The 20,393-nt window shown below is 68.0% G+C and carries 20 protein-coding genes and 1 pseudogene; 15 read left to right on the top strand and 6 right to left on the bottom strand.

What is annotated here, in order from left to right; genetic code table 11:
- Window positions 1–166: 166 nt before the first annotated feature.
- The 9 genes from AC5Y4N_RS14190 (at window position 167) to AC5Y4N_RS14230 (ending at window position 6,985) form a co-directional block, all read left to right on the top strand.
- Complete coding sequence (locus AC5Y4N_RS14190) at window positions 167–922, top strand: Rv1363c family protein (protein WP_499908912.1); 756 nt, start codon at window positions 167–169, stop codon at window positions 920–922.
- Entirely contained in the window at window positions 919–1,527 is a 609-nt protein-coding gene (locus tag AC5Y4N_RS14195) for an Rv1363c family protein (protein ID WP_499908910.1), read from the top strand. The genes AC5Y4N_RS14190 and AC5Y4N_RS14195 overlap by 4 nt, the downstream gene beginning before the upstream one ends.
- Before the next feature lie 7 nt (window positions 1,528–1,534).
- Entirely contained in the window at window positions 1,535–3,037 is a 1,503-nt protein-coding gene (locus AC5Y4N_RS14200) for a class I adenylate-forming enzyme family protein (RefSeq protein ID WP_499908908.1), read from the top strand.
- Between the two features lie 25 nt (window positions 3,038–3,062).
- Window positions 3,063–3,365 (top strand): hypothetical protein, encoded by a 303-nt coding sequence (locus tag AC5Y4N_RS14205; RefSeq protein ID WP_499908906.1) that lies wholly within the window; start codon window positions 3,063–3,065, stop codon window positions 3,363–3,365.
- The gene (locus AC5Y4N_RS14210) at window positions 3,358–3,996 is read left to right on the top strand and encodes a fatty-acid--CoA ligase (RefSeq protein ID WP_499908904.1); all 639 of its coding nucleotides are present in this window, start codon (window positions 3,358–3,360) and stop codon (window positions 3,994–3,996) included. The genes AC5Y4N_RS14205 and AC5Y4N_RS14210 overlap by 8 nt, the downstream gene beginning before the upstream one ends.
- Complete coding sequence (locus AC5Y4N_RS14215) at window positions 3,996–4,196, top strand: (2Fe-2S)-binding protein (RefSeq protein ID WP_499908902.1); 201 nt, start codon at window positions 3,996–3,998, stop codon at window positions 4,194–4,196. Before AC5Y4N_RS14210 ends, AC5Y4N_RS14215 begins: the two co-directional genes overlap by 1 nt.
- Window positions 4,197–4,213: 17 nt before the next feature.
- Complete coding sequence (locus AC5Y4N_RS14220) at window positions 4,214–4,729, top strand: DoxX family protein (RefSeq protein ID WP_499908900.1); 516 nt, start codon at window positions 4,214–4,216, stop codon at window positions 4,727–4,729.
- Between the two features lie 122 nt (window positions 4,730–4,851).
- A complete protein-coding gene (locus tag AC5Y4N_RS14225) occupies window positions 4,852–5,688 on the top strand; it encodes a mycofactocin-coupled SDR family oxidoreductase (protein WP_499908898.1) in 837 nt (278 codons plus the stop codon).
- 4 nt (window positions 5,689–5,692) lie between these two features.
- The gene (locus AC5Y4N_RS14230; RefSeq protein ID WP_499908896.1) at window positions 5,693–6,985 is read left to right on the top strand and encodes a lipase family protein; all 1,293 of its coding nucleotides are present in this window, start codon (window positions 5,693–5,695) and stop codon (window positions 6,983–6,985) included.
- 49 nt (window positions 6,986–7,034) lie between these two features.
- Here AC5Y4N_RS14230 and AC5Y4N_RS14235 read toward each other — a convergent pair whose 3' ends face one another.
- The 5 genes from AC5Y4N_RS14235 to AC5Y4N_RS14255 form a co-directional block, all read right to left on the bottom strand.
- Window positions 7,035–7,502 carry a (2Fe-2S)-binding protein gene (locus tag AC5Y4N_RS14235; protein ID WP_499908894.1) on the bottom strand — a complete coding sequence of 156 codons (468 nt, stop codon included), beginning with the start codon at window positions 7,500–7,502 and terminating at the stop codon, window positions 7,035–7,037.
- Window positions 7,495–8,370, bottom strand: coding sequence for an FAD binding domain-containing protein (locus AC5Y4N_RS14240; protein ID WP_499908892.1), 876 nt, complete (start codon window positions 8,368–8,370; stop codon window positions 7,495–7,497). Before AC5Y4N_RS14240 ends, AC5Y4N_RS14235 begins: the two co-directional genes overlap by 8 nt.
- Window positions 8,367–9,059: an SRPBCC family protein gene (locus AC5Y4N_RS14245; protein WP_499908889.1), complete on the bottom strand. Its 693-nt coding sequence runs from the start codon at window positions 9,057–9,059 to the stop codon at window positions 8,367–8,369. Before AC5Y4N_RS14245 ends, AC5Y4N_RS14240 begins: the two co-directional genes overlap by 4 nt.
- A gap of 10 nt (window positions 9,060–9,069) precedes the next feature.
- Window positions 9,070–11,388 carry a xanthine dehydrogenase family protein molybdopterin-binding subunit gene (locus AC5Y4N_RS14250; protein WP_499908887.1) on the bottom strand — a complete coding sequence of 773 codons (2,319 nt, stop codon included), beginning with the start codon at window positions 11,386–11,388 and terminating at the stop codon, window positions 9,070–9,072.
- Between the two features lie 146 nt (window positions 11,389–11,534).
- A complete protein-coding gene (locus AC5Y4N_RS14255) occupies window positions 11,535–12,683 on the bottom strand; it encodes an XdhC family protein (RefSeq protein WP_499908885.1) in 1,149 nt (382 codons plus the stop codon).
- Between the two features lie 88 nt (window positions 12,684–12,771).
- On the opposite strand from AC5Y4N_RS14255, the gene AC5Y4N_RS14260 reads away from it, so the two are divergent.
- The 3 genes and pseudogenes from AC5Y4N_RS14260 to AC5Y4N_RS14270 all read left to right on the top strand — a co-directional run.
- Window positions 12,772–13,329 (top strand): nucleotidyltransferase family protein, encoded by a 558-nt coding sequence (locus tag AC5Y4N_RS14260; protein WP_499908883.1) that lies wholly within the window; start codon window positions 12,772–12,774, stop codon window positions 13,327–13,329.
- A gap of 82 nt (window positions 13,330–13,411) precedes the next feature.
- Entirely contained in the window at window positions 13,412–13,852 is a 441-nt protein-coding gene (locus AC5Y4N_RS14265) for a hypothetical protein (protein WP_499908881.1), read from the top strand.
- A gap of 1,852 nt (window positions 13,853–15,704) precedes the next feature.
- Window positions 15,705–18,095: pseudogene (locus AC5Y4N_RS14270) on the top strand (cation-translocating P-type ATPase); the annotation flags it as partial.
- A gap of 92 nt (window positions 18,096–18,187) precedes the next feature.
- Here the strand turns inward: AC5Y4N_RS14270 and AC5Y4N_RS14275 are convergent.
- Window positions 18,188–18,364: an Rv1535 domain-containing protein gene (locus tag AC5Y4N_RS14275; protein WP_499908879.1), complete on the bottom strand. Its 177-nt coding sequence runs from the start codon at window positions 18,362–18,364 to the stop codon at window positions 18,188–18,190.
- A gap of 16 nt (window positions 18,365–18,380) precedes the next feature.
- Here AC5Y4N_RS14275 and AC5Y4N_RS14280 point away from each other — a divergent pair, with 16 nt between their 5' ends.
- From AC5Y4N_RS14280 to AC5Y4N_RS14290, 3 genes are all read left to right on the top strand, one after another.
- A complete protein-coding gene (locus AC5Y4N_RS14280) occupies window positions 18,381–18,653 on the top strand; it encodes a hypothetical protein (protein WP_499908877.1) in 273 nt (90 codons plus the stop codon).
- A 31-nt stretch (window positions 18,654–18,684) separates the two neighbouring features.
- On the top strand, window positions 18,685–19,059 hold the full coding sequence (locus AC5Y4N_RS14285; RefSeq protein WP_499908875.1) for a hypothetical protein: 375 nt from the start codon (window positions 18,685–18,687) through the stop codon (window positions 19,057–19,059).
- A 68-nt stretch (window positions 19,060–19,127) separates the two neighbouring features.
- The gene (locus AC5Y4N_RS14290) at window positions 19,128–20,393 is read left to right on the top strand and encodes a low temperature requirement protein A (RefSeq protein ID WP_499908872.1); all 1,266 of its coding nucleotides are present in this window, start codon (window positions 19,128–19,130) and stop codon (window positions 20,391–20,393) included.

Consider the following 20,393-nt stretch of genomic DNA (forward strand, 5'->3'; position numbering starts at 1 on the left):
TGGTAGGTGATGAGCAGCAAGTGATAACGTGGTTCTCCAATCGAGCGCCGACACGGAGGAGGGCCGAGGCCGATGGGCCACTGTTCTGGCTGCCCCTCGGCGCAGAATTGTCCGGTCAAAGGCCTTGCGGCCGACCACTGAGACCGGAGTTCGGTATGACTGATTCATGGGCGACGAAGCGCATGGCCGAGGCGGTGACGACGTGACCACGCGCGTCAGCCGTGACGCCGCGGACGCCACCACCGAAGACGCCGCGGCAGCCGACATCCGAGCGCTGCTCGAGCAGGCCGAAGCCGAGGCGGCAGAGGCGGAGGCCGCTGCCGCAGCGGCGCGGGCGCGGGTTTCCGAACTGCGGTCGAGCAGTGGCAACTCTGATCTGATCGACCTCGACCTGCCCGCCGAAAAGCCTCGGCGCCGTTCGCTGCGGCTGCGGCTGAGCCGCCCGGGATGGCCCTTTGCCGCGAAAAGCCTTGCCGCGCTGGTGATTTTCGCCTGCCTGGCCGGCAGCGGGTACATCCTGTGGCAACACCACGAGGCCACGGCTCGCAACCAGCGTGCAGCGACCTTCGCCGCTGCGGCCAGCGACGGAATCACCGCGATGACGTCGTTGGACTACCGCCACGCCAAGGAGGACGTGCAGCGCATCATCGACCACTCGACCGGCAGCTTCCGCGACGACTACGAAGTCCGGGCCAACGATTTCGTGAAGGTCGTCGAAGCGTCGAAAGTGGTCGCTCGCGGCACGGTGACGAAGACGGGCGTCGAATCGATGTCGGAGAACGAGGGTGTCGTATTGGTGGCCGCCACCGAGGAGATCACCAACGCCGCGGGCAACAAGCAACCTCGCCTCTACCGCTTCCGCGTCACGGTCAGCCCCGACGGCGACCAACTCAAGATGTCGCGGGTGGAGTTCGTGCCGTGACAGACAACGAAACAGACAGGGGGATCGTCGAGATCGACGTGACCACGGCGCACGAGCCGGCGCCCTCCGCCGATGAGATCCGCGCGGGCCGGCTGCAGCGCTTTCGTAGCCTCGCCCGGCCAAACAACGTCGGCCGCACGTTGTGGATCGGCGGGGTCGCCGCTGCGCTGATAATTCTCGCGGCGCTCGCCTACTTCGTCTACTGGCCCGACAGACAGACAAGACCTGAAGATGCGCGTGCGGCGGTGGTCGCAGCGTCGGAGGGCACCGTCGCGGTCTACTCCTATGGGTCGACGTCGGTCGACCGCGACATCGCCAATGCGAAGTCGCATCTGACCGGCGAGTTTTTGGGGCAGTACGAACACGACGCCGCCAGCGCAGTCGCGGCGATCGCAAAGCAGAAGGTCATGAAGACCAACGCCACCGTGGCTGCGGCCGCAGTGTCGGGTGAACTGCGTCCGGACACCGCCGACGTGCTGGTCTTCCTCAACCAGACCACCACGACTCTCGATAGCCCGGCGCCGTCGATGGCGTCGCGCAGCGTGGTGGTCACCCTGACGAAAGTTGACGGTAGATGGCTGATTTCGTCACTCAAGCCGGTGTGACGGTGTCATGAGCATTTCGCTGCTGCTGGAGATGGCCGCATCGGCTGACGCGGACCGAGAAGCTTTGGTGGCCAATGGCACTCGGCTTACGGTCGGCGAGTTGAGCGATCTTGCCGACGGTGCCGCCGGCGTGATCGCCGAGTCGGGCGTCGCCAGCGTGGCGTACGTGGGCACCGGGGGCACGATGCTGCCGCTGCTGATCTTTGGCTCGGCCCGGGCCGCTCGCCCGTTCACGCCGTTGAACTACCGGCTCAGCGCCGAGGGCTTGCACGAGCTGATCGCCCGGTTGCCAGAGCCGCTGGTGGTGTTCGACGACGACTACCGCGCAATGGTGGCCGGCGCAGGCGTAAAGTCGGTCGGCTCCGGGGATTTCGTCGCGATGGCGCGCGCCGGCGAACCGGCTGCCGAGTTCGCCGACCCTGACGCGGTTGCGATCGTGCTGTTCACCTCCGGCACCACGTCGCGCCCCAAGGCGGTCGAGCTGTCCCACCACAACTTGACGAGCTACGTGATGGGAACCGTCGAGTTCGCGTCGGCGGACCCCGGCGATGCCGCGTTGATCTGCGTGCCGCCGTACCACATCGCCGGAGTGGGAGCGGCGTTGTCGAACCTGTATGCGGGCCGAAAGATGGTGTACCTCACCAGGTTCGATCCGAAAGAATGGATCAGGCTGGTGCGCGACGAGGCGGTGACGACGGCCACTGTGGTACCCACCATGCTGGACCGGATCGTCAGCGAGCTCGAGGCGCAGCCGACGCCGCTGCCGACGCTGCGCACGCTGGCCTATGGCGGCTCGAAAGTGCCTCTGCCGCTTGTGCGCAAGGCGCTGGACCTGCTTCCCGGTGTGGGGTTCGTCAACGCCTACGGGCTCACCGAGACCAGCTCTACCATCGCCGTTCTGACGCCGGAAGACCACCGCGAGGCGCATCAGGCCACCGACGAGGCGGTCCGGCGGCGGCTGGCCTCGGTGGGCCGGCCCGTGCCCGGCATCGAAGTACAGATCCGCGGCGAGGACGGCACCGTGCTCGGCCCCGGCGAATCCGGCGAGCTGTTCGTGCGCGGCGATCAGGTGTCGGGAAAGTATGCCGAGATCGGGTCGGTGCTCGACGAGCAAGGCTGGTTTCCCACACGGGATGTCGCGGTGCTCGACAGTGACGGCTATCTGTTCATCGGCGGCCGATCCGACGACACGATCATCCGCGGCGGTGAGAACATCGCGCCCGCCGAGGTCGAGGACGTGCTCGTGGAACACCCGCTGGTTCGCGACGTCGCGGTCGTGGGTGTCGACGATGCCGAGTGGGGCCAGATCATCGTCGCGGTGGTGGTGCCGGTGGACGGGGCCGAGCCGGATCCCGACGAACTGCGTGCGCACGTCCGCAAGAGTCTTCGCGGATCACGCACTCCCGATCGTGTGGTGTTCCGTGCTGAGCTGCCGACCACGCCCACCGGAAAAGTGTTGCGGCGCGAGCTGATCGAAGAGCTGCTGGAGAAGAAGGGATTGGGCCGATGAGCGCTTGCGCGAAGAGGAGAATGCAATGATCAAGACCGGCACTCGGCTCAAGAGCCAGGTGTGCGACACCGAAGTCATCGTGATCAAGACCGGCGACGGGCTCGACGACCTGCGCGCGGGTGGGGTACCGATGCGTGAACTCGGCGCCGACACCGACGGTGACGCCAAGCTCGACCCCAACTTCTCCGACGGCAACATCATGGGCAAGCGCTACGTCGACCCAAGCGGTGCCGAGGTGCTGGTGACCAAGGCCGGCGCCGGAACGCTTTCCATCGGCGATGTCCCGCTGACCATCAAAGAAGCCAAGCCGCTGCCAGCCAGTGACTGACTCCGGGGGAGCCGCCAATCGCTCGCTGGTGATCGCGTCGGACTACCGCATCCCCGACCCGGCGCGCGTGCCGCGACTCCTCGAGAGCCGCAAGTCGGCTCTCGCCGAAATCGGCGCGCACCACGTGTTCGTCCACGCCTCGACCGCCGACCACGGGCGCGTCCTGGTCTCCATCGTCGTACGCAACCACGAGCCGATCGTCGAACTCCTGCGCTCCCGGGTGTTTTTCGAATGGTTCGACGCCGTGGGTGTCACCGACATCCCCGCGGTGTTCGCCGGTGAGCTCGTCGACGCCATCGACCTCACCGACTCAGCGACCCCCGCCGCACCCAGCGTCGTGGTCGCGGCGATGATCTCGGTGGACGACGTGTCGAGGCTGCTCGAGACGTTCAACCAGGGGCTGCATCGACTGCGCCTCGCCGGCATCCAAAAGACCTGGGTTTTCCGGGCTTTCGACGATGCACACGAGGTCCTCGTCCTTCAGCAGATCGACGACGAGGACGATGCGCGCCGGTGGATCAGCAATCCGGACGTCGCAGCGGAGTGGATTCACAGCGCCGGATCGGGCGCCTACCCGCCGCTGTTCGTCGGCAAGCTGTTGCACGCGATGCGCATCGACGAGAATCTCTGATGTACGTGTGCCTGTGCAACGGTGTGACCAGCCAGACGGTCGCGGAGGCCGTCGCGCAGGGCGCGTCGACCACGAACAAAGTCGCAAAGGCATGCGGCGCCGGGGCGGATTGCGGTCGGTGCCGGCGCACCGTTCAGGCGATCATCAGGGCGACGTCGTCTGCCTGCGCGGGGGCCCAGGCGTCGCCCGAAACCCGTTGACTGAAGGAGGTTCTGTCATGACTCATGACTATGCGCTCGATGTCGGCTTGCTGATCCTGCGGCTGGTGTTGGGCCTGACGCTGGCCGCACACGGTCTCAACAAGTTCTTCGGCGGCGGCCGGATTCCCGGCACCGCCCGGTGGTTCGAGAGCATCGGGATGAAGCCGGGGACGCTGCATGCGCGCATCGCGGCGGTCGCCGAGACCGCGGCCGGGTTTGGGCTCGCGGTCGGCTTGCTGACGCCGATCCCGGCGGCCGGGTTCGTCGCACTGATGCTCGTCGCGGCGTGGACCGTGCACCGGCCCAACGGCTTTTTCATCGTCAAGGAGGGCTGGGAATACAACCTGGTGCTGGCGCTCAGCGCGGTGGCCGTCGCGACGATCGGAGCCGGCCGGTTGAGCCTGGACTGGGCGATCTTCGGCCACAACTGGATGGACGGCTGGGCTGGTCTGGCGATCTCGCTGGGGCTGGGGCTGGCCGGTGGCATCGGGCAGCTGCTGATCTTCTACCGGCCGCCCGCCAAGGTTCAGTGATTTCGGTGCGTTATCCGGCGCTGAGCGCACGGTAACGCCCCGAAATCGCTGATTGACATGGGCGCGCGCGGGTGACAGAGTGCTGAGCGACTGCTCAACATGCGTGTGAAATGAGGTTTCCGATGGCTGGCCGAGTCGAGGGCAAGGTTGCGTTCATCACCGGCGCTGCGCGCGGACAGGGCCGCAGCCATGCAGTGCGGTTGGCTCAAGAAGGTGCCGACATCATCGCCGTCGACATCTGCCGGCAGATCGACACGGTGCAGATCCCGCTGTCCACGCCCGAAGACCTGGCCGAAACCGCCGATCTGGTGAAGGCGCAGAACCGCCGGATCTACACCGCCGAGGTCGACGTCCGGGACTACGACGCGCTCAAGGCCGCCGTGGATGCGGGCGTGGAGCAGCTGGGCCGGCTGGACATCATCGTCGCCAACGCCGGCATCGGCAACGGCGGTGCGACGCTTGACAAGACCAGCGAGCCCGACTGGACCGACATGATCGACGTCAACCTCGGCGGTGTCTGGAAGACCGTCAAGGCCGGCGTCCCGCACATCCTGGCCGGCGGCCGTGGCGGTTCGATCATCTTGACCAGTTCGGTCGGCGGCCTGAAGGCCTATCCGCACACCGGCCACTACATAGCGGCCAAGCACGGCGTCGTCGGCTTGATGCGAACTTTTGCAGTCGAGTTGGGCCAGCACAACATTCGGGTCAACTCCGTGCATCCGACGAACGTGAACACTCCGCTGTTCATGAACGAGGGCACGATGAAGCTGTTCCGGCCCGACCTGGAGAACCCCGGCCCCGACGACATGAAAGTGGTCGCGCAGATGATGCACACGCTGCCGATCGGCTGGGTGGAGCCCGAAGACATCAGCAACGCGGTGCTGTTTTTGGCCTCCGACGAGGCGCGCTACATCACCGGCGTAACTCTGCCCGTCGACGCGGGAAGTTGCCTAAAGTAGCCACGTGCGACGCCTGGCAACCGTTGTCGCGGTTGTGCTGCTGCTGCTGACGGCGCCGCCGGCCGCCGCTGACCGCAGCCACGACCCGTACTTCAACGAAGACGCATACGCCGAGTTCTACACGCCGCCCGACCCGCTGCCGGAAAGCCAGCCGGGTGACGTGATCCGCTCGGAGCCGTCGCGGCTGGTGCTGGAACCGTCGGGACAACTGGGCGCCATCATGGCGACCGGAACGCGAATCATGTACCGCAGCACCGACGCTCGCGGCCGCCCGAACGTCGTCACGGGAACCTACTTCGAGCCGTACAACGATTGGCCGGGCAATGGGCCGCGCCCGCTGCTGGTGTACGGGCCAGGCACCCAAGGCCAAGGGGACCAGTGCGCGCCGTCGCGGCTGTTCAACCAGGGCATCCACTGGTCGCCATTCGCCGACCTGGCCTTCAACTACGAGGAACTGTTCGTCGCGACAATGGTCGCGCGCGGTTTCGCGATCGTCATGACGGACTACGAGGGGCTGGGCACCCCGGGAGTGCACACGTATGTGAGCCGGGTCGCCGAGGGCAATGCGATGCTCGACGCCGCCCGCGCGGCCAAGCGCCTGCCCGGCACGTCGCTGCAGCCCGATGGACCCGTCGCGTTCTGGGGCTACTCGCAGGGCGGCGGCGCGGCGGCGTCCGCGGCTGAACTCGCTTCGCAATACGCGCCGGAACTGAACGTGGTCGGCACCTATGCGGGTGCGCCGCCGGCAGACCTCAAAGAGCTGTTCCCGTACGCCGACGGCAGCGTGCTGGTCGGCGCGGTCGGATATGCGCTGAATTCCGTGATGGCGACGTATCCGGAGCACGAGGCCGCGATCCGCGCCACGCTGACGCCTCGCGGCGAAGACATGGTCAACAAGGTCGCCGAACAATGCGTTGCCGAAACGCTTTTCAACTTCATGTTCCGGCACCTGCAGCCGTACTTCAACCGCGACATCAACGAATTGGTCAACGAGGAGCCGTTCAACAGTCTCTTCGAGATGCAGCGCATCGGACGCTTCAAACCCAATGCGCCCGTGCTCATCCTGTCGAACCGCTATGACCCGCTGGTGCCGTGGACCGGCGCCAACCAGCTGGGCCGGGACTGGTGCGCCCAGGGCGCCGACGTGCAGTTCTGGACGAACGAGGAGCCCCCGTTTTTGAACAAGGCCATCGTCAACCATGCACTGCCGATGCTGGTGGACGGTGAACGCGCGATGCAGTGGATCGCCGACCGGTTCAACGGCGCGCCGACGACGCCGAACTGCGGCGCGTTCTAGATTTCGGTGCGATAACCGGCGCTGAGCGCACGTTAACGCACCGAAATCGCTATGCCTGGGCGGCTCGCTGCACGGCGTTGATGATGCCCTGGTACCCGGTGCAGCGGCAGAAGTTCCCGGACAGGCCTTCCCGGATCTCCTCTTCACTGGGATGCGGATTGTCGTTGAGCAGCGCAGTGATCGACATGACGAAACCCGGTGTGCAGAAACCACATTGCAGCCCATGGCAGTCCCGCAACGCCGACTGCACCGGTGTCAGCTCACCGTCAGGCGAGCTGACACCCTCGACCGTCGTCACCTCCATGCCTTCGGCTTGCACGGCGAACATCAGGCACGACCGCACCGCACGGCCGTCGACCAGCACCGTGCAGGCGCCGCACGCGCCGTGCTCGCAGCCCAGGTGGGTCCCGGTCAGTCCGCATCGCTCGCGCAGGAAGTCAGCCAGCGTCAGCCGCGGTTCGACAGTCGCCTCGGTGGGTTGGCCGTTGACCGACATTCGCACCGACCACTCATGCATTGGTTGCCTCCCGCACCGCAGATTCCCAGGCGCGGGCCACCATTGTGGCCCCGACCTTGGCTCGATAAGCGGCCGAGCCCTGTAGGTCGGCCGGAATGTCGTCGAGTCCGCTGACGGCCAGCTGGCCGATTTCCTCAGCGGTGATGTCGCCGACCGGCCGCCCAGTGATCGCGTGCTCGGCCGGCGACCCCCGCAGTGGCGTCGAGCCCAAACCCAAAAGTCCGATGCCGCAACGGGTTACGCGATCGTGGTCATCCAGCGCGATCCCAATCGTGGCGCCGGCGATCGCGAAGTCCCCGTGCCGGCGGGCGAACTCCTCGACGGCGAAACCAGTGCGGCCGGTCCAGACCGGAAAGCGCACCGCGGTGAGGATCTCGTCGGCCGCCAGTGAGTTCTCCCACAGGCCGGTGAAGAACGCGTCGGCAGCGATCTCTCTCTCGCCTCGCGGCGACACAGCTTCCATCTGCGCATCAAGTGCCAGCGCAACCGCGGCATACTCGGCCGCCGGGTCCGCGTGCGCGATCGCACCGCCCAACGTCCCGCGACTGCGGATCTGGAAGTGGCCGATGTAGGGCGTCGCCAGGGTCAGCAGCGGCACCGACTCGGCTACCTCGTCGTCCATGCCGACGAACGCGTGCGGGGTCGCCGCACCGATGCGCACCTCGCCGTCGCAGGCGTCGATTCCGATCAGCTCCTCGATACGGGAGATGTCGACGAGGTTGTCGAAACGGGTGAGCCGCATCGCGAGCATCGGCACCAGACTCTGCCCGCCGGCCAGAACCTTTGCGTCGTCGCCGAATTCGGCCAACAGATCCACGGCCTCCTTGACAGCTTCGGGCCGGTGGTAGGCGAACGGGGCGGCTTTCATGACACCAACCGCGACAGGGCCGTCAGCAGATCGTCGGTCTTGATCGCGACCGGATGTACCTGTGCGCGGCCGTTTCTGCGGCCGAGCAGAAATCCGACCGCGACACCGACCGCCAGCGCCGCCGCCGCTGGCGCGGCCCGCTTGGCGACGGGCAGCGCGACCACCTTCAGCAGGTCGACGGATTCGACGGCGTCACTCTGTGCCGCGGATGTGGTCGGCGCTTGGGAGGATTGCCCGGCCGGCGCGCCGCCGAGGATGTCGGCTTCCAGCGCACGGGCGAACTGCGCGATGAGGTTTCCCGCGACGTCGGCCAGCACGCCGCGGCCGAACTGCGCAGCCTTGCCGGAAATCGTCAGATCGGTGGTGATCAAGACATCAGTGGCGTCACCTTGGTCTTTGAGCTGAGCCGTGACGACGGCTGTCGCGTTGCCGTTGCCGCGGGTCTCCTTGCCGCTTGCCTTGAGCACCACCCGGCGAGACGCCTCGTCCTTCTCGAGAAACGCCGCGTTGCCCCGGTACGACACGGTGATCGGCCCAACCTTCACCTTCACCGCGCCGGTGAACTCGTCGCCGTTGACCGACAACAGCGTGGCGCCGGGCAGGCAGGGTGCGACGCGCTCGACGTCGGTGAGCACCTCCCATGTCTTGGCCGCCGGAACGCCGACGCGAAACTCGTTGACTAGTTCCACCTTTGAATCCTTACCTGGTCGCTTGCTCGATCAACTCGACGATCGCCGCGGGAGTAGCGGGCAGCTTGGTCAGCGTGACGCCCAACGGGGCCAGCGCGTCATTGATCGCGTTGATCACCGCCGGCGTGGATCCGATCGCGCCGCCCTCGCCGACGCCCTTGTAGCCGCCGACGCCTGGGCCGGGAATTTCGACGTGCCCGAATTCGATCGGCGGCACCTCGGTGGCGGTCGGCAGCAGGTAGTCGACGAACGTCGACGCCAGCGGGTTGCCCTCGTCGTCGTAGGCGAGGTTTTCCAGCAGCGCGCCGCCGATGCCCTGCACGGTGCCGCCGGCGATCTGGCCTTCGACGACGTTCGGGTTGATCATCGCGCCGACGTCCTCGCTGACGATGTAGCGGGTGAGCTTGACATGGCCGGTCTCCACGTCGACCTCGCAGGTGCACGCATGCGTGGCGTTGGCCCAGTGAATGGGTGCCGCGGAGGTGAATCGCGCGGTGGCCTCCAGCGAAGCCGGCATTCCGGGTGGCAGCTGTTGGGGCTCGTAGTAGGAGCGGTATGCGAGATCGGCGAAGCTGACGCTCTTGGCCGCATCGCCGCGGGCGCTGGCGCGCGAATCGGCCAATTCGATCTGGTCTTGCTCCACACCGAGATAATGGGCGGCCATCGCCACGATCTGCTTGCGCACCATCGCGCCGGCTTCGCTGACAGCCCCGGCGGTCATCGGGCCGCTGCGGCTGCCCTGTGAGCCGGCGCCGTAGGGTGTCACAGCGGTATCGCCCTGAATGGTTGCGACGTCATCGAGCTTGGCGCCCAGGGCATCTGCGGTCAGTTGCACGACGGTGGTCTCGATGCTGTTGCCGCTCGAACCGCCGTTGACGTACACGTTGATCTTGCCGGTCGGCTCGATGCGGATCGTCGCACCTTCGGTGGCCATGTAGCCGGTCGCGGCGGCGGTCGGCTCGATGTAGGCGGAGAATCCGAGCCCGATGTAGCGGCCTTCGGCCAACGCGTCTTTTTGTTCCTTGCGAAAGCCTTCGTGGTCAAGGATTTTCACAGCCTGCTCGAAGGTGTCCGCCGGTGCCACATGGTCGTACGGCATGCCGTTGGGGTTGAAGTACGGCATCTCGTCGCCGCGCAAGATATTGCGGCGGCGCAGTTCGACGGGATCGATGCCGATCTTGCGGGCAGCGATGTCGAAAAGGATTTCGCGAGCGAGGGTTTCGAACTGCCAGGGACCGCGATAGGCCACCAGCCCGGCAGTGTTGGAAAACACGCACTTGTAGTTGAAGCTGGCTTTAGGCACCCGGTACGGCCCCGGGAAGAACATGCCGATCGCGGCCTGGTTCAACACCGGGTACGGCGTCGGATATGCGCCGACGTCCTGGAGGAAGTCGATGTCGGCTGCCAGGATCTTGCCGTCGGCGTCGAAGGCCATTCTGGCGTTGCCCAGTACGTGGCGGGCCTGTCCGGCCGCCATCAGGTTCTCGCGCCGGTCCTCGATCCACTTCACAGCGGTGGGCAGTCTGTGCGCGGCCAGCAGGATGCACATGTCTTCACGCATCGGAACGACCTTCTGGCCGAACCCGCCGCCGGTGTCACGCACGATCACCCGCACTTGTTGGGCGGGGATTCCCAGCAGCCGCGCGGCGAAGGCACGCAATTCATGCGGCGACTGGCTGGACGCCCATATGGTGAGTTCTTCGGAGGCTCCCGTCCATTCGACGACGAGGCCTCGGGTCTCCATCGGCACCGGCACGTACATCTGCTGGTAGATCGTTGCGGCCGCCACGTGAGCCGCATTGGTGAAGGTTTCCTCGTCGGGCGGCGCTCCGCCGAGTCCTCCCGCCACGTTGTCGGGATACGCCTCGTGGACCACGGCGTCGGCGCCCACGGCTGTGGTGAAGTCCGCCACGGCCGGCAAGGGTTCGTAGTCGACGTCGACGAGCTCGACCGCGTCTTCGGCGATGTAGCGGTTTTCGGCGACCACGAGCGCGACCGGGTCGCCGACGAATTTCACCTCACCCTCGGCCAGCGGCGGGCGGGGCGTATCAGGGATGTCTTTGCCGGCAACCGCGTGCCAGGCCTCTCTGACGCCGGGGTTGAGGTCGGCCGCGATGAACACCGCCCGCACGCCCGGCAGCGCCAGCGCGGCCGACGCGTCGATGCCGTTGATGCGGGCATGGGCATAGGGGCTGCGCACGAAGCAGGCGTGCAGCATCCCGGGGCGGGTGACGTCGTCGACGAAGGTGCCACGGCCGGTGAGCAACCGCGAGTCCTCGACGCGCGGGACACGGGTCCCGGCATAACGGGTGGCGACGGTGTTCGTCATGACTGGCACTCCCATCCGTCTGTTGCGCCCACGTCCACGGCGCTAAGCAGTCGCTCAGCGTGTGAGCGTACTAGTGCTGTCGCCGAGCGGGAAACGTCTGCGGGATTTCGGTCGCTTTTTCTTCCTACGTTCACGTTCGGCAGTGCTCAGGCCGTCGCCGTCGCGGCGCCCTGGGGCAACTCGTGGTGGATGCGCCCGTCGACCTCGGACAGTGGCCGACCCCCTCCGCCCCAGCGCCGCGCGATGATCTCCGCTGCGATCGAGACCGCGGTCTCTTCGGGGGTGCGTGCGCCCAGATCCAAGCCGATCGGGCTGGCCAGCCGGCTCACCTCGGTCTCTGTCAGCCCGGCTTCGCGGAGCCGGCGCAGCCGGTCTTCGTGGGTCTGCCGCGAGCCCATGGCACCGATGTAGCCGACATCGGGCAGCCGCAACGCCACCTGTAGTGCGGGCACGTCGAACTTCGGGTCATGGGTGAGTACGCAGATGGCAGTGCGTGAGTCGATCGCTGCTTGCGCGGCCTGGGCGCTCAGGTACCGGTCGGGCCAGTCCACCACGACCTCGTCGGCTGCGGGGAACCGTGCGGTGGTGGCGAACACCGGTCGGGCGTCGCACACCGTGACGCGGTATCCGAGGAAGGCGCCCTGCTGGGCCAGCGCGGCGGCGAAGTCGATGGCACCGAAAATCAGCATCCGCGGTCGCGGCGCGTGGCTGGCGACGAACACCTGCATTTCCGCTCCTTGACGCTGGCCGTCCGGACCGTAGGCCAGAACTGCGCTGCGTCCCGCCGACAGCAGGCCCCGGGCGTCGTCGATTACGGCCGCGTCGGCGCGGGCGGAGCCGAGCGACCCGTCGGCGTGCTCCGGGCCGATCACCAGCCGTCGACCCAGCCAGGTGGGGTCGGGGTGCGCGATCACCGTAGCCACCGCGACGGGCCGGTGCGCCGTGATCGCCTCGGCGACGTCGTCAAGCTGGGGAAAGAGCTTGCGCGACACCGATTCCACGAAGATGTCGATCTCGCCGCCGCAGGGCAGGCCGACGTCGAACGCGTCCTCGGCGCTGATGCCGTAACGCTGCAGGACGGGTCGCCCGGTCCGCACCACCTCCTGGGCCAGCTCGTAGACCGCCGCCTCGACGCATCCGCCTGACACCGAGCCGGCGACGGACCCGTCGGGAGCCACCACCATCGCGGCCCCCGCTGCGCGCGGCGCGGAACGGATGGTGCGAACAACGGTGGCGAGACCGGCTGTACCGCCGGTCCGCCACACCGACATGAGCTCGTCGATCACGTCGCGCACGAACTGAGTGTAGGCCGTTAGGAGATCACTATTCTCAAATAGCGGCAGCGGCATTTTCAGCCGCTGCAGACGGAACGGGTCGATGCGGATGACGTCACCTCCGGTGATCGCGGGCGTGCTGCTGGCCGCCGGGGCCGGCCGGCGGTACGGCAAGCCGAAGGTTCTGGTCGAGGGCTGGCTGACGGCTGCGCTCAGCGCGCTGGCCGACGGCGGTTGTGATCCCGTGATCCTCGTTCTCGGTGCCGCCGCGGTCCCCGCTCCGCCGGGGGTCATCGCGGTGACTGCGCCTTTTTGGGAGAGCGGCCTGAGCGCTTCTGTTCGCACGGGACTCGCCCAGGCCGCCGCACTGCACGCGGACTACGCGGTGCTGCACGTCGTCGACACACCCGACGTGGGCGCGTCGGTAGTGGCACGAGTTGTCAAGCGCGCGTTGGTTTCTGGCAGCGGGCTGGCACGCGCGGTGTTCGGCGACCAGCCCGGCCATCCCGTCGTGATCGGGCGGCGCCACTGGCCAAAGGTGATCGAGAAGATGTCCGGCGACCACGGCGCAGGCCCATACCTGCGAACCGCCGGTGACGTCGAGTTCGTCGACTGCTCGGACCTGGCCACCGGCCGCGACATCGACGAGCCGGAATTCCCAGGTTAGGCCCAGGTTTTCAGGGGTAGCCTCACGAAATCGCCGGCGGTGGAAGCGGCCGGTTCCTCTGTGGGCAGTCAGGAGTTGTGAAATGGACATCGCCCGGAGCGCGGCCCGCGTCATCACGCGAACCGCAGACGCCACCACGGCAGCGGCGGGGGCGATTGGAGGCGCGGCGATCAACGGAGTGATCGGCGGCGTTCAGGGCACGGTTTCGGGAATCCGCAACGGTATGAGCACCGGAAGTCATTCCACTTCGGCCGCCGCCCTGACGCTGGGCGCGCTCGGCGCGGCGGGGTTAGTGGAGTGGCCGGTGCTGCTGACGATCGGCGGTACCGCGCTGGTGGTCCATCAGCTCGGCAAGCGGTCCGAGGCGGCGCCCGCAGTGTCTGCGCCACGGCCGCTGCAATCGGTCGACGGTGACAGCGACGGTGGCGGGGGCGGGGCCCGAAAGTCCGCCCCGCGCAAGACCGCTGCGCAGAAGCGGACGCGAAAGGCCAGCACATCCCGCCGCCCCACCACCAGCCGCTGATCTGCGCTGCGGGGGCGTCTCGATGCATCTGACCCGACTGCTGACCACGGTCGCGGTTGCTCCGCTGAACGCAGCGCTGCACACCACGTCGGCCGTCGTCGGCGGCGGCATCGGGCTTGCGACCGTGCCCGTTCGCAGCGCGGCAGCGCTGCTGTCCGACGGAGCACGCGGACGCCGGTGCTGGCACGGCAACGGCCGCGCCTGGATATCGGTGCGGGGCCTACGGGATTCACAGCACGGGCATGCCATTGGTGAACACGTGCTGGCCGTCGTGCGTGCTCAGCCCGGGGTGACGGCAGCCGCGCTGAACTATCCGCTGTCACGGGTGGTCGTCACCCTGGCCGACGGAAGCGCGCCGGTGCATTCGCTGTGCGGCACGGTCGCGCAGGCCGAACGGGCGGGCGAACACATGCCGAAAGACAGGCCCCTGGACTTGCCGGGTGACAGCGCTACGCTCGCCGGCCGGATGGCGGCGCTGGCCGCTTCCTCCGTCGGGCTGGGCGCCGCGCTGGCGGGGCGGGCGCTGCCGCTTCCCCGGCTTCCCGTCGGTGTCGCGGCTGCGGTGACGATCCTGGATTACCAGCCACGGCTACGGCGGCTGCTCGAAAGCTGGTTTGGCTCAACGACTACCGACACTGCGCTGGCCCTGGCCGGCGCGGCCGTGTACACCGCGACCGGTGCATGGGCCTCGTTAGGGGTCGACGTGATGTTGCACCTGTCCCGGGTTGCGGAGTCACGCTCGCAGCAACGCTGCTGGGCCGCTCACGAGCACATGCTCGCCGGCCACGCCGAAAGCGATGGGATGGCGGTCCCGAACCGCGGTCAGCCGCTCCCACCCGGGCCGGTGGAACGGCATGGCGATCGCAGCGCAATCGCACAAGCGGCCGGGGTGGCCGCGGTCGCGGCCCTGACCCGCAGCCCTGATGCAGCCGCCACCGCGGCGGTCGTCGCAGCACCGAAGGCAGCCCGGATGGCGCGAGAAGCGTTCGCCAGCACGCTGATTCGCGGTCTTTCCGATCGCTGCGGGGTGCTGGCCCTACGGGCCGAGGCAGTTCGCCGGCTCGACCGCGTCGACGCGGTGCTGATCGACCCGCGCACACTCGCCGCCCATGGTTTGCGGGTGAGCCGAATCCGAGGCGCGCCCGACGAGGACAGGTCGGCGATATGGCGTTGGGCGCAAACCCGACTGGAACTCGGGGCACTGGCACCGGGCTGGAACACCGTGCCTGGGGGTTGGGGCGGTAACCCTGGGGGTTGGGGCGGTAACGGAGCCTCGCCGCATGCTGTGCAGGTGCTGGTGCGCCACATGCACCATCCGCTGGCCGCGGCGCTGATCGCCAAGGCCCGCCGGTCCGGGGCCGCCGTGACGTCGCTGGACATCGACGAACTGGACGATCTGCGGTCGTCGTTCGACGACTTGGCGCCAGTGGACGGCTCACTCGACGATGGGCTGCACGCCGCGGTGGCCAGGCTCCAAGCTGACGGGCGCACGGTGTTGTTCGTGGGAAACCATGCGCCGCAAGCGATGTCGCTCGCCGACGTTGGGATCGGCGTGCTTAGTGAGGGACTATCACCGCCATGGCATGCGGACCTGATGGTCGACGACCTCGCGGCGGCATGGCGGCTGCTGCACGCGTTGCCCGGGGCTCGCACAGCCAGCCGGCGCGGCGTCGAGCTTTCCACCGCGGCATCGCTGCTCGGTGCGCTGCTGATGGTGCCGGGGGTGCGCGGACGTGGACCCGGCCCGGTCACCGCCGGTGCGGCCGCCGGGCTGTGGACCGGATATTCCTTGGCACGCAAGGTCATTCGGTCTTCAGTGCCTCCCCCGGCCGCCGTCAACGACTGGCACGCCATGTCAGTAGAGGAGGTCCGGCGGTTGTTGCCCGCACCCGCGCAGGACCCACCGGTGCGGCAGTCGGCGGGCACGGTGAAGACGTCCGCGCATGCGGCCCGGCACACGCTGAAGTCGGTACGCGATGCTGTGGGCGAGTTCGTCACCACACTGCGTGACGAGCTGTCCGACCCGCTGACTCCGATCTTGGCGACCGGCTCGGCGGCCAGCGCCGTCCTGGGCTCGCCCGTCGACGCGGTGCTGGTCGGCTCGGTGCTTACCTTCAACTCGGCGCTCGCCGCAACCCAGCAGGTGCGTGCGCAGCGGTTGCTGCGCAGATTGCTTGCGGTTCAGGTCCCTTCGGCGCGAACGCTGCGCGTCGACAGCGACGGGTCGCGCCGTTACGTCGACGTCGACGCCGTCCGCCTGCGGCCGGGCGAGCTCATCGAAGTGCGCCCCGGAGAGGTCGTACCCGCCGACGCCCGGCTGATCGACGTCGCCGACCTGGAAATCGACGAATCGACGCTGACCGGCGAAAGTTTGCCCGTGGCAAAGCAAGTCGACGCCACCCCGGGCGTCGCGCTCGCGGAGCGGGCGTGCATGATCTACGCCGCGACGACGGTGGCCGCCGGCACCGGTGTCGCGGTAGTGACCGCCGCTGGGCCGCTGACCGAGGCGCGCCGCGCCGCCGAGGTGCCCGGAGCCGACCACGGTGACGTCGGCCTGCAGAGGCAGCTGCGTGACCTGACGGACAAGGCGTGGCCGGTGAGCCTGGCCGGCGGAGGTTTGGTCAGCATGCTCGGGCTGTTGCGTGGCAGCGGCTTGCGGCAGGCCGTCGCGAGTGGTGTGGCCGTCACCGTCGCCGCGGTGCCCGAAGGGCTTGCGCTGGTGGCGACGCTGGCCCAGCAGGCCTCGGCACGGCGGCTGACCAGAGCGGGCGCGTTGGTTCGCACTCCGCGGTCGGTCGAGGCGCTCGGGCGGGTCGACGTCGTCTGCTTCGACAAGACCGGAACGCTCAGCGAGAACCGGCTGCGGGTGACGCAGGTCTACGCCGCCTCGGGCCACTCACGCGACGACGTCCTCGCGTGCGCGGCGCAGGCCACGCCGCTGCCCGACGGCGACGGCCGGTTCGCACACGCCACCGACGCGGCGGTCTTCGAGGCGGCCGCCGCTCCCGCGCGTAATGACGTGATCGGGCACGTGCCCTTCCGGTCGGGGCGCCCGTTCTCGGCGACGCTGGCGGGTGACACGCTCACCGTCAAAGGTGCCCCCGAGGCGGTGCTAGGTGCGTGCGGCGACGACGGACCCGGACACCGGCGGGCGGTGCGGACGATGGCCGGGCAAGGGCTGCGAGTGATCGCGGTGGCGCAGCGGACGCTCACGCCGCGCCAGCGACGAGCCGCCGCAGGAGATCCCGAAGCGTTGGTGGGGCTGTGCCGGCGCGGGCTGCGGATCACCGGTCTGCTCGGACTCTCGGACACTCCGCGCGGCGAAGCTGCGCAGCTGCTGGCCGCCTTGGCCGAGCAGGACATCGCGGTACGGCTCATCACCGGCGACCATCCGATCACCGCCGCGGCGATTGCCCGTGAACTCGGTGTGGCCGTCACTGCCGAGCAAGTCATCAGCGGCGCCGAATGGGACGCGTTGTCACGGCGCGGGCAGGAGCGGGCTGTCGCAGACCGCCTCGTGTTCGCCCGGATGTCGCCGGAGAACAAAGTGCAGGTGGTCCAAACGCTCGAACGCACGGGCAGGGTCTGCGCGATGGTCGGCGACGGCGCCAACGACGCGGCGGCCATCCGCGCGGCCACCGTCGGCATCGGCGTGGCCGCCCGCGGAAGCGACCCGGCCCGCACCGCAGCCGACGTCATGCTGCTGAACGGGCGCATCAGCTCGCTGCTCGACGCGCTTGAAGAAGGCGGCAAACTCTGGCTGCGCGTCCAGGCGGCGGTGAGCGTGCTGCTCGGCGGAAACGCGGGCGAAGTGTTGTTCGCGATCGCAGGCAGCACCGTCACCGGCCGCTCACCGCTGAACACACGGCAACTCCTCTTGGTCAACATGCTGACCGACGCGCTGCCGGCGGCGGCGCTTGCGGTCAGCGAACCGACGACCACCGGCCCGGCGCTGCGCGGCCCCGACGAGGCGGCGTTGTGGCGGACCGTCGGCATTCGGGGCGCCACCACCGCCGCGGGCGCGACGCTGGCCTGGACTCTGGCCAGCCTCACCGGCCGGCCACGACGCGCCTCCACCGTGGCGTTGGTGGCGCTCGTCGCCACCCAGCTGGGTCAGACCCTGCTCGACTCGCGCAGCCGGTTGGTGGTGCTGACCGCTCTCGGGTCGCTGGCCGCGATGGGAACTCTCGTCAGCACTCCCGGCGTCAGTCAGCTGCTGGGAAACACACCCCTGGGACCGGTTGGCTGGGCGCAGGCGCTTGGCTCTGCAGCGGCGGCAACGCTTGCCGCAGAAGCGATTTCGCGGCTAATCGGGCAGCGTCGGGTGGTGTCAGGTCAATCGACGATTTCGACGACGCCGGCGCGCCAAAGCGCCGCATACAGTTCGCGCAGCGGCACGGCCAGCAGCCCCGCCACCACGTCGGTCAACGGATCGGAGCTCACACCGGCAGGTCGAATCGGCACGCTGCCCACTGTGACCGACACATAGCGCTCATCGAATGAATTGGCCATGACGAGAAGGCGAACAATGACCGAAAACTCACGACGCCACGTCCCACACCGCACCGCGGTACAGCGAGTGCGCGACGCCGACACATTCGCGGTATCGCTGCCCGTGCTGGGCCGCGTCCGGATACCACGGCCCGAACAACTGGCGTATTACGGCGCCCTGGCGGGCTTGGCCGCGCTCGAGATCATCGACTGGCCCATCGCATTGGCCATTGGAGCCGGTCACGCGCTGGCCAGCAACCAGCACAGCAAGGTGGCACAGGAATTGGGCGAAGCACTCGAGGACGCATGAAAACGCCTGCCGCACAACACGAGGAGTAGCGATGGCAACCGATAAGGCGGTACAGATCAGGTTCGGCGCGCCAGGCAACGTGCTCGAAATCCAAGTTGGCCGAGTCGAAGTGGACGTACCCCGCTCGGTCGGATATTTCGGCGGCCTGGCCGCGGCAGTCGGTCTCGGCCTGCTCGAGCCGCCGCTTGCCGTGTTCATCGCGGCGGTGCCCGTGTTCAAGGTGCTCACCAACAGCGCCCTGCCGCAGGCCGTGCGCTTCGTCGGAGAAGTGCTCGAGGGCGCGGCCAAACCTGTCGGCAGCGACGCCGAGGGCGTCGTGCAGCTGCAGGACCAAGGGCAATCCGACACCAAAGTGGTCAGCGTGGCGGGTGACACCCGCGCCCCACGCCGCACTGGAAGGCGCTAACCGCTCCGGCGCGGTCGATAATCGGGCCACGACCGCATCGCTTGATGGTCGTCCGAGGAAGGAACCGCGTGCCGCAGCAAGACCAGACGAAGTCCGCACCGGCGCACCGCCTGCGCCGCATGTCTGGGCGCGACCCGCATGAGCAGTTCCGCGTCGCGACACCTCTGGAGCTGTTGTTCGACCTGACGTTCGTCGTCGGATTCGGCGTCGCCGCTTCAGAATTCGCGCATGCACTGGCGGAGAACCATGTCGGTCTGGGTCTGCTGGCGTTCATGTTCGCGACGTTCGCGGTGTGGTGGGCGTGGGTGAACTTCAGTTGGTTCGCCTCGGCATACGACACCGACGACTGGGTGTATCGGCTCACCACGATGGTGCAGATGGTCGGCGTGGTGGTCCTGGCGCTCGGTCTGCCGCAGACGTTCGCTTCGGTGCTTCAAGGGCACTACATCGACAACCGGATCATGATCGCCGGCTACGTGGTGATGCGGGTCGCGATGATCGCCCAGTGGCTGCGGGCAGCCACGCAGGATACGGAGCACCGTGCCGCGTGTCTGACGTACGCGGCGAACGTCGCCGTCGCACAGATCGGCTGGGTCGGATTGTTCGTGGCGCACACGACGTTTCGTACGACGCTGGTGTTCGTCTGTGTCCTCATCGCAGTGGAGATGTTGGGCCCGTTCGTCGCCGAAACCCGAAAGGGGGGTACGCCGTGGCACGCCCATCACATCGTCGAGCGCTACGGTCTGCTGACCATCATCGCGCTCGGCGAGGGTGTGATCGGCACCGTGGCATCGCTGTCGGCGGTCGTGGCGCAGCAAGGCTGGAGCGTAGGAGCCGTACTGGTCGCGGTGGCCGGTATCGGGCTGACCTTCGGGATGTGGTGGACCTACTACGTCGTGCCGGCGGCGCCGCTGCTGCACGCGCACCGGGAGCGCTCGTTCTGGTTCGGCTATCTTCATCTCCTGGTCATCGGCGCGATCGTCGCGACCGGGGCCGGGCTACACGTGGCGGCGTTCTATATCGAGCACCACGCCGAGCTTGGGTCAGTGGCCACGGTGCTGTCGGTGGCCGTTCCGGTGGCCGCGTTCATCGCAGCGGTCTATCTGCTGTACATGCTGCTGGTGCACACGCGTGATGTGTTCCACGTGCTGCTGCTGGTGCTCACCGCGGTGGTGCTCGTGGCGTCGGTGGGCCTGGCGGCGGCGGGGGTGTCGATGCCGTTGTGCTTGGTCGTGGTCACGCTCGCGCCAGTCGTCACGGTCGTCGGCTTCGAGGTGCTCGGTCACCGGCACGCGGCCGAGGCGGTCAACCGGTCACTGGCGCAAGGCAATTGA

The organism is Mycobacterium sp. NGS19 (assembly GCF_059813155.1).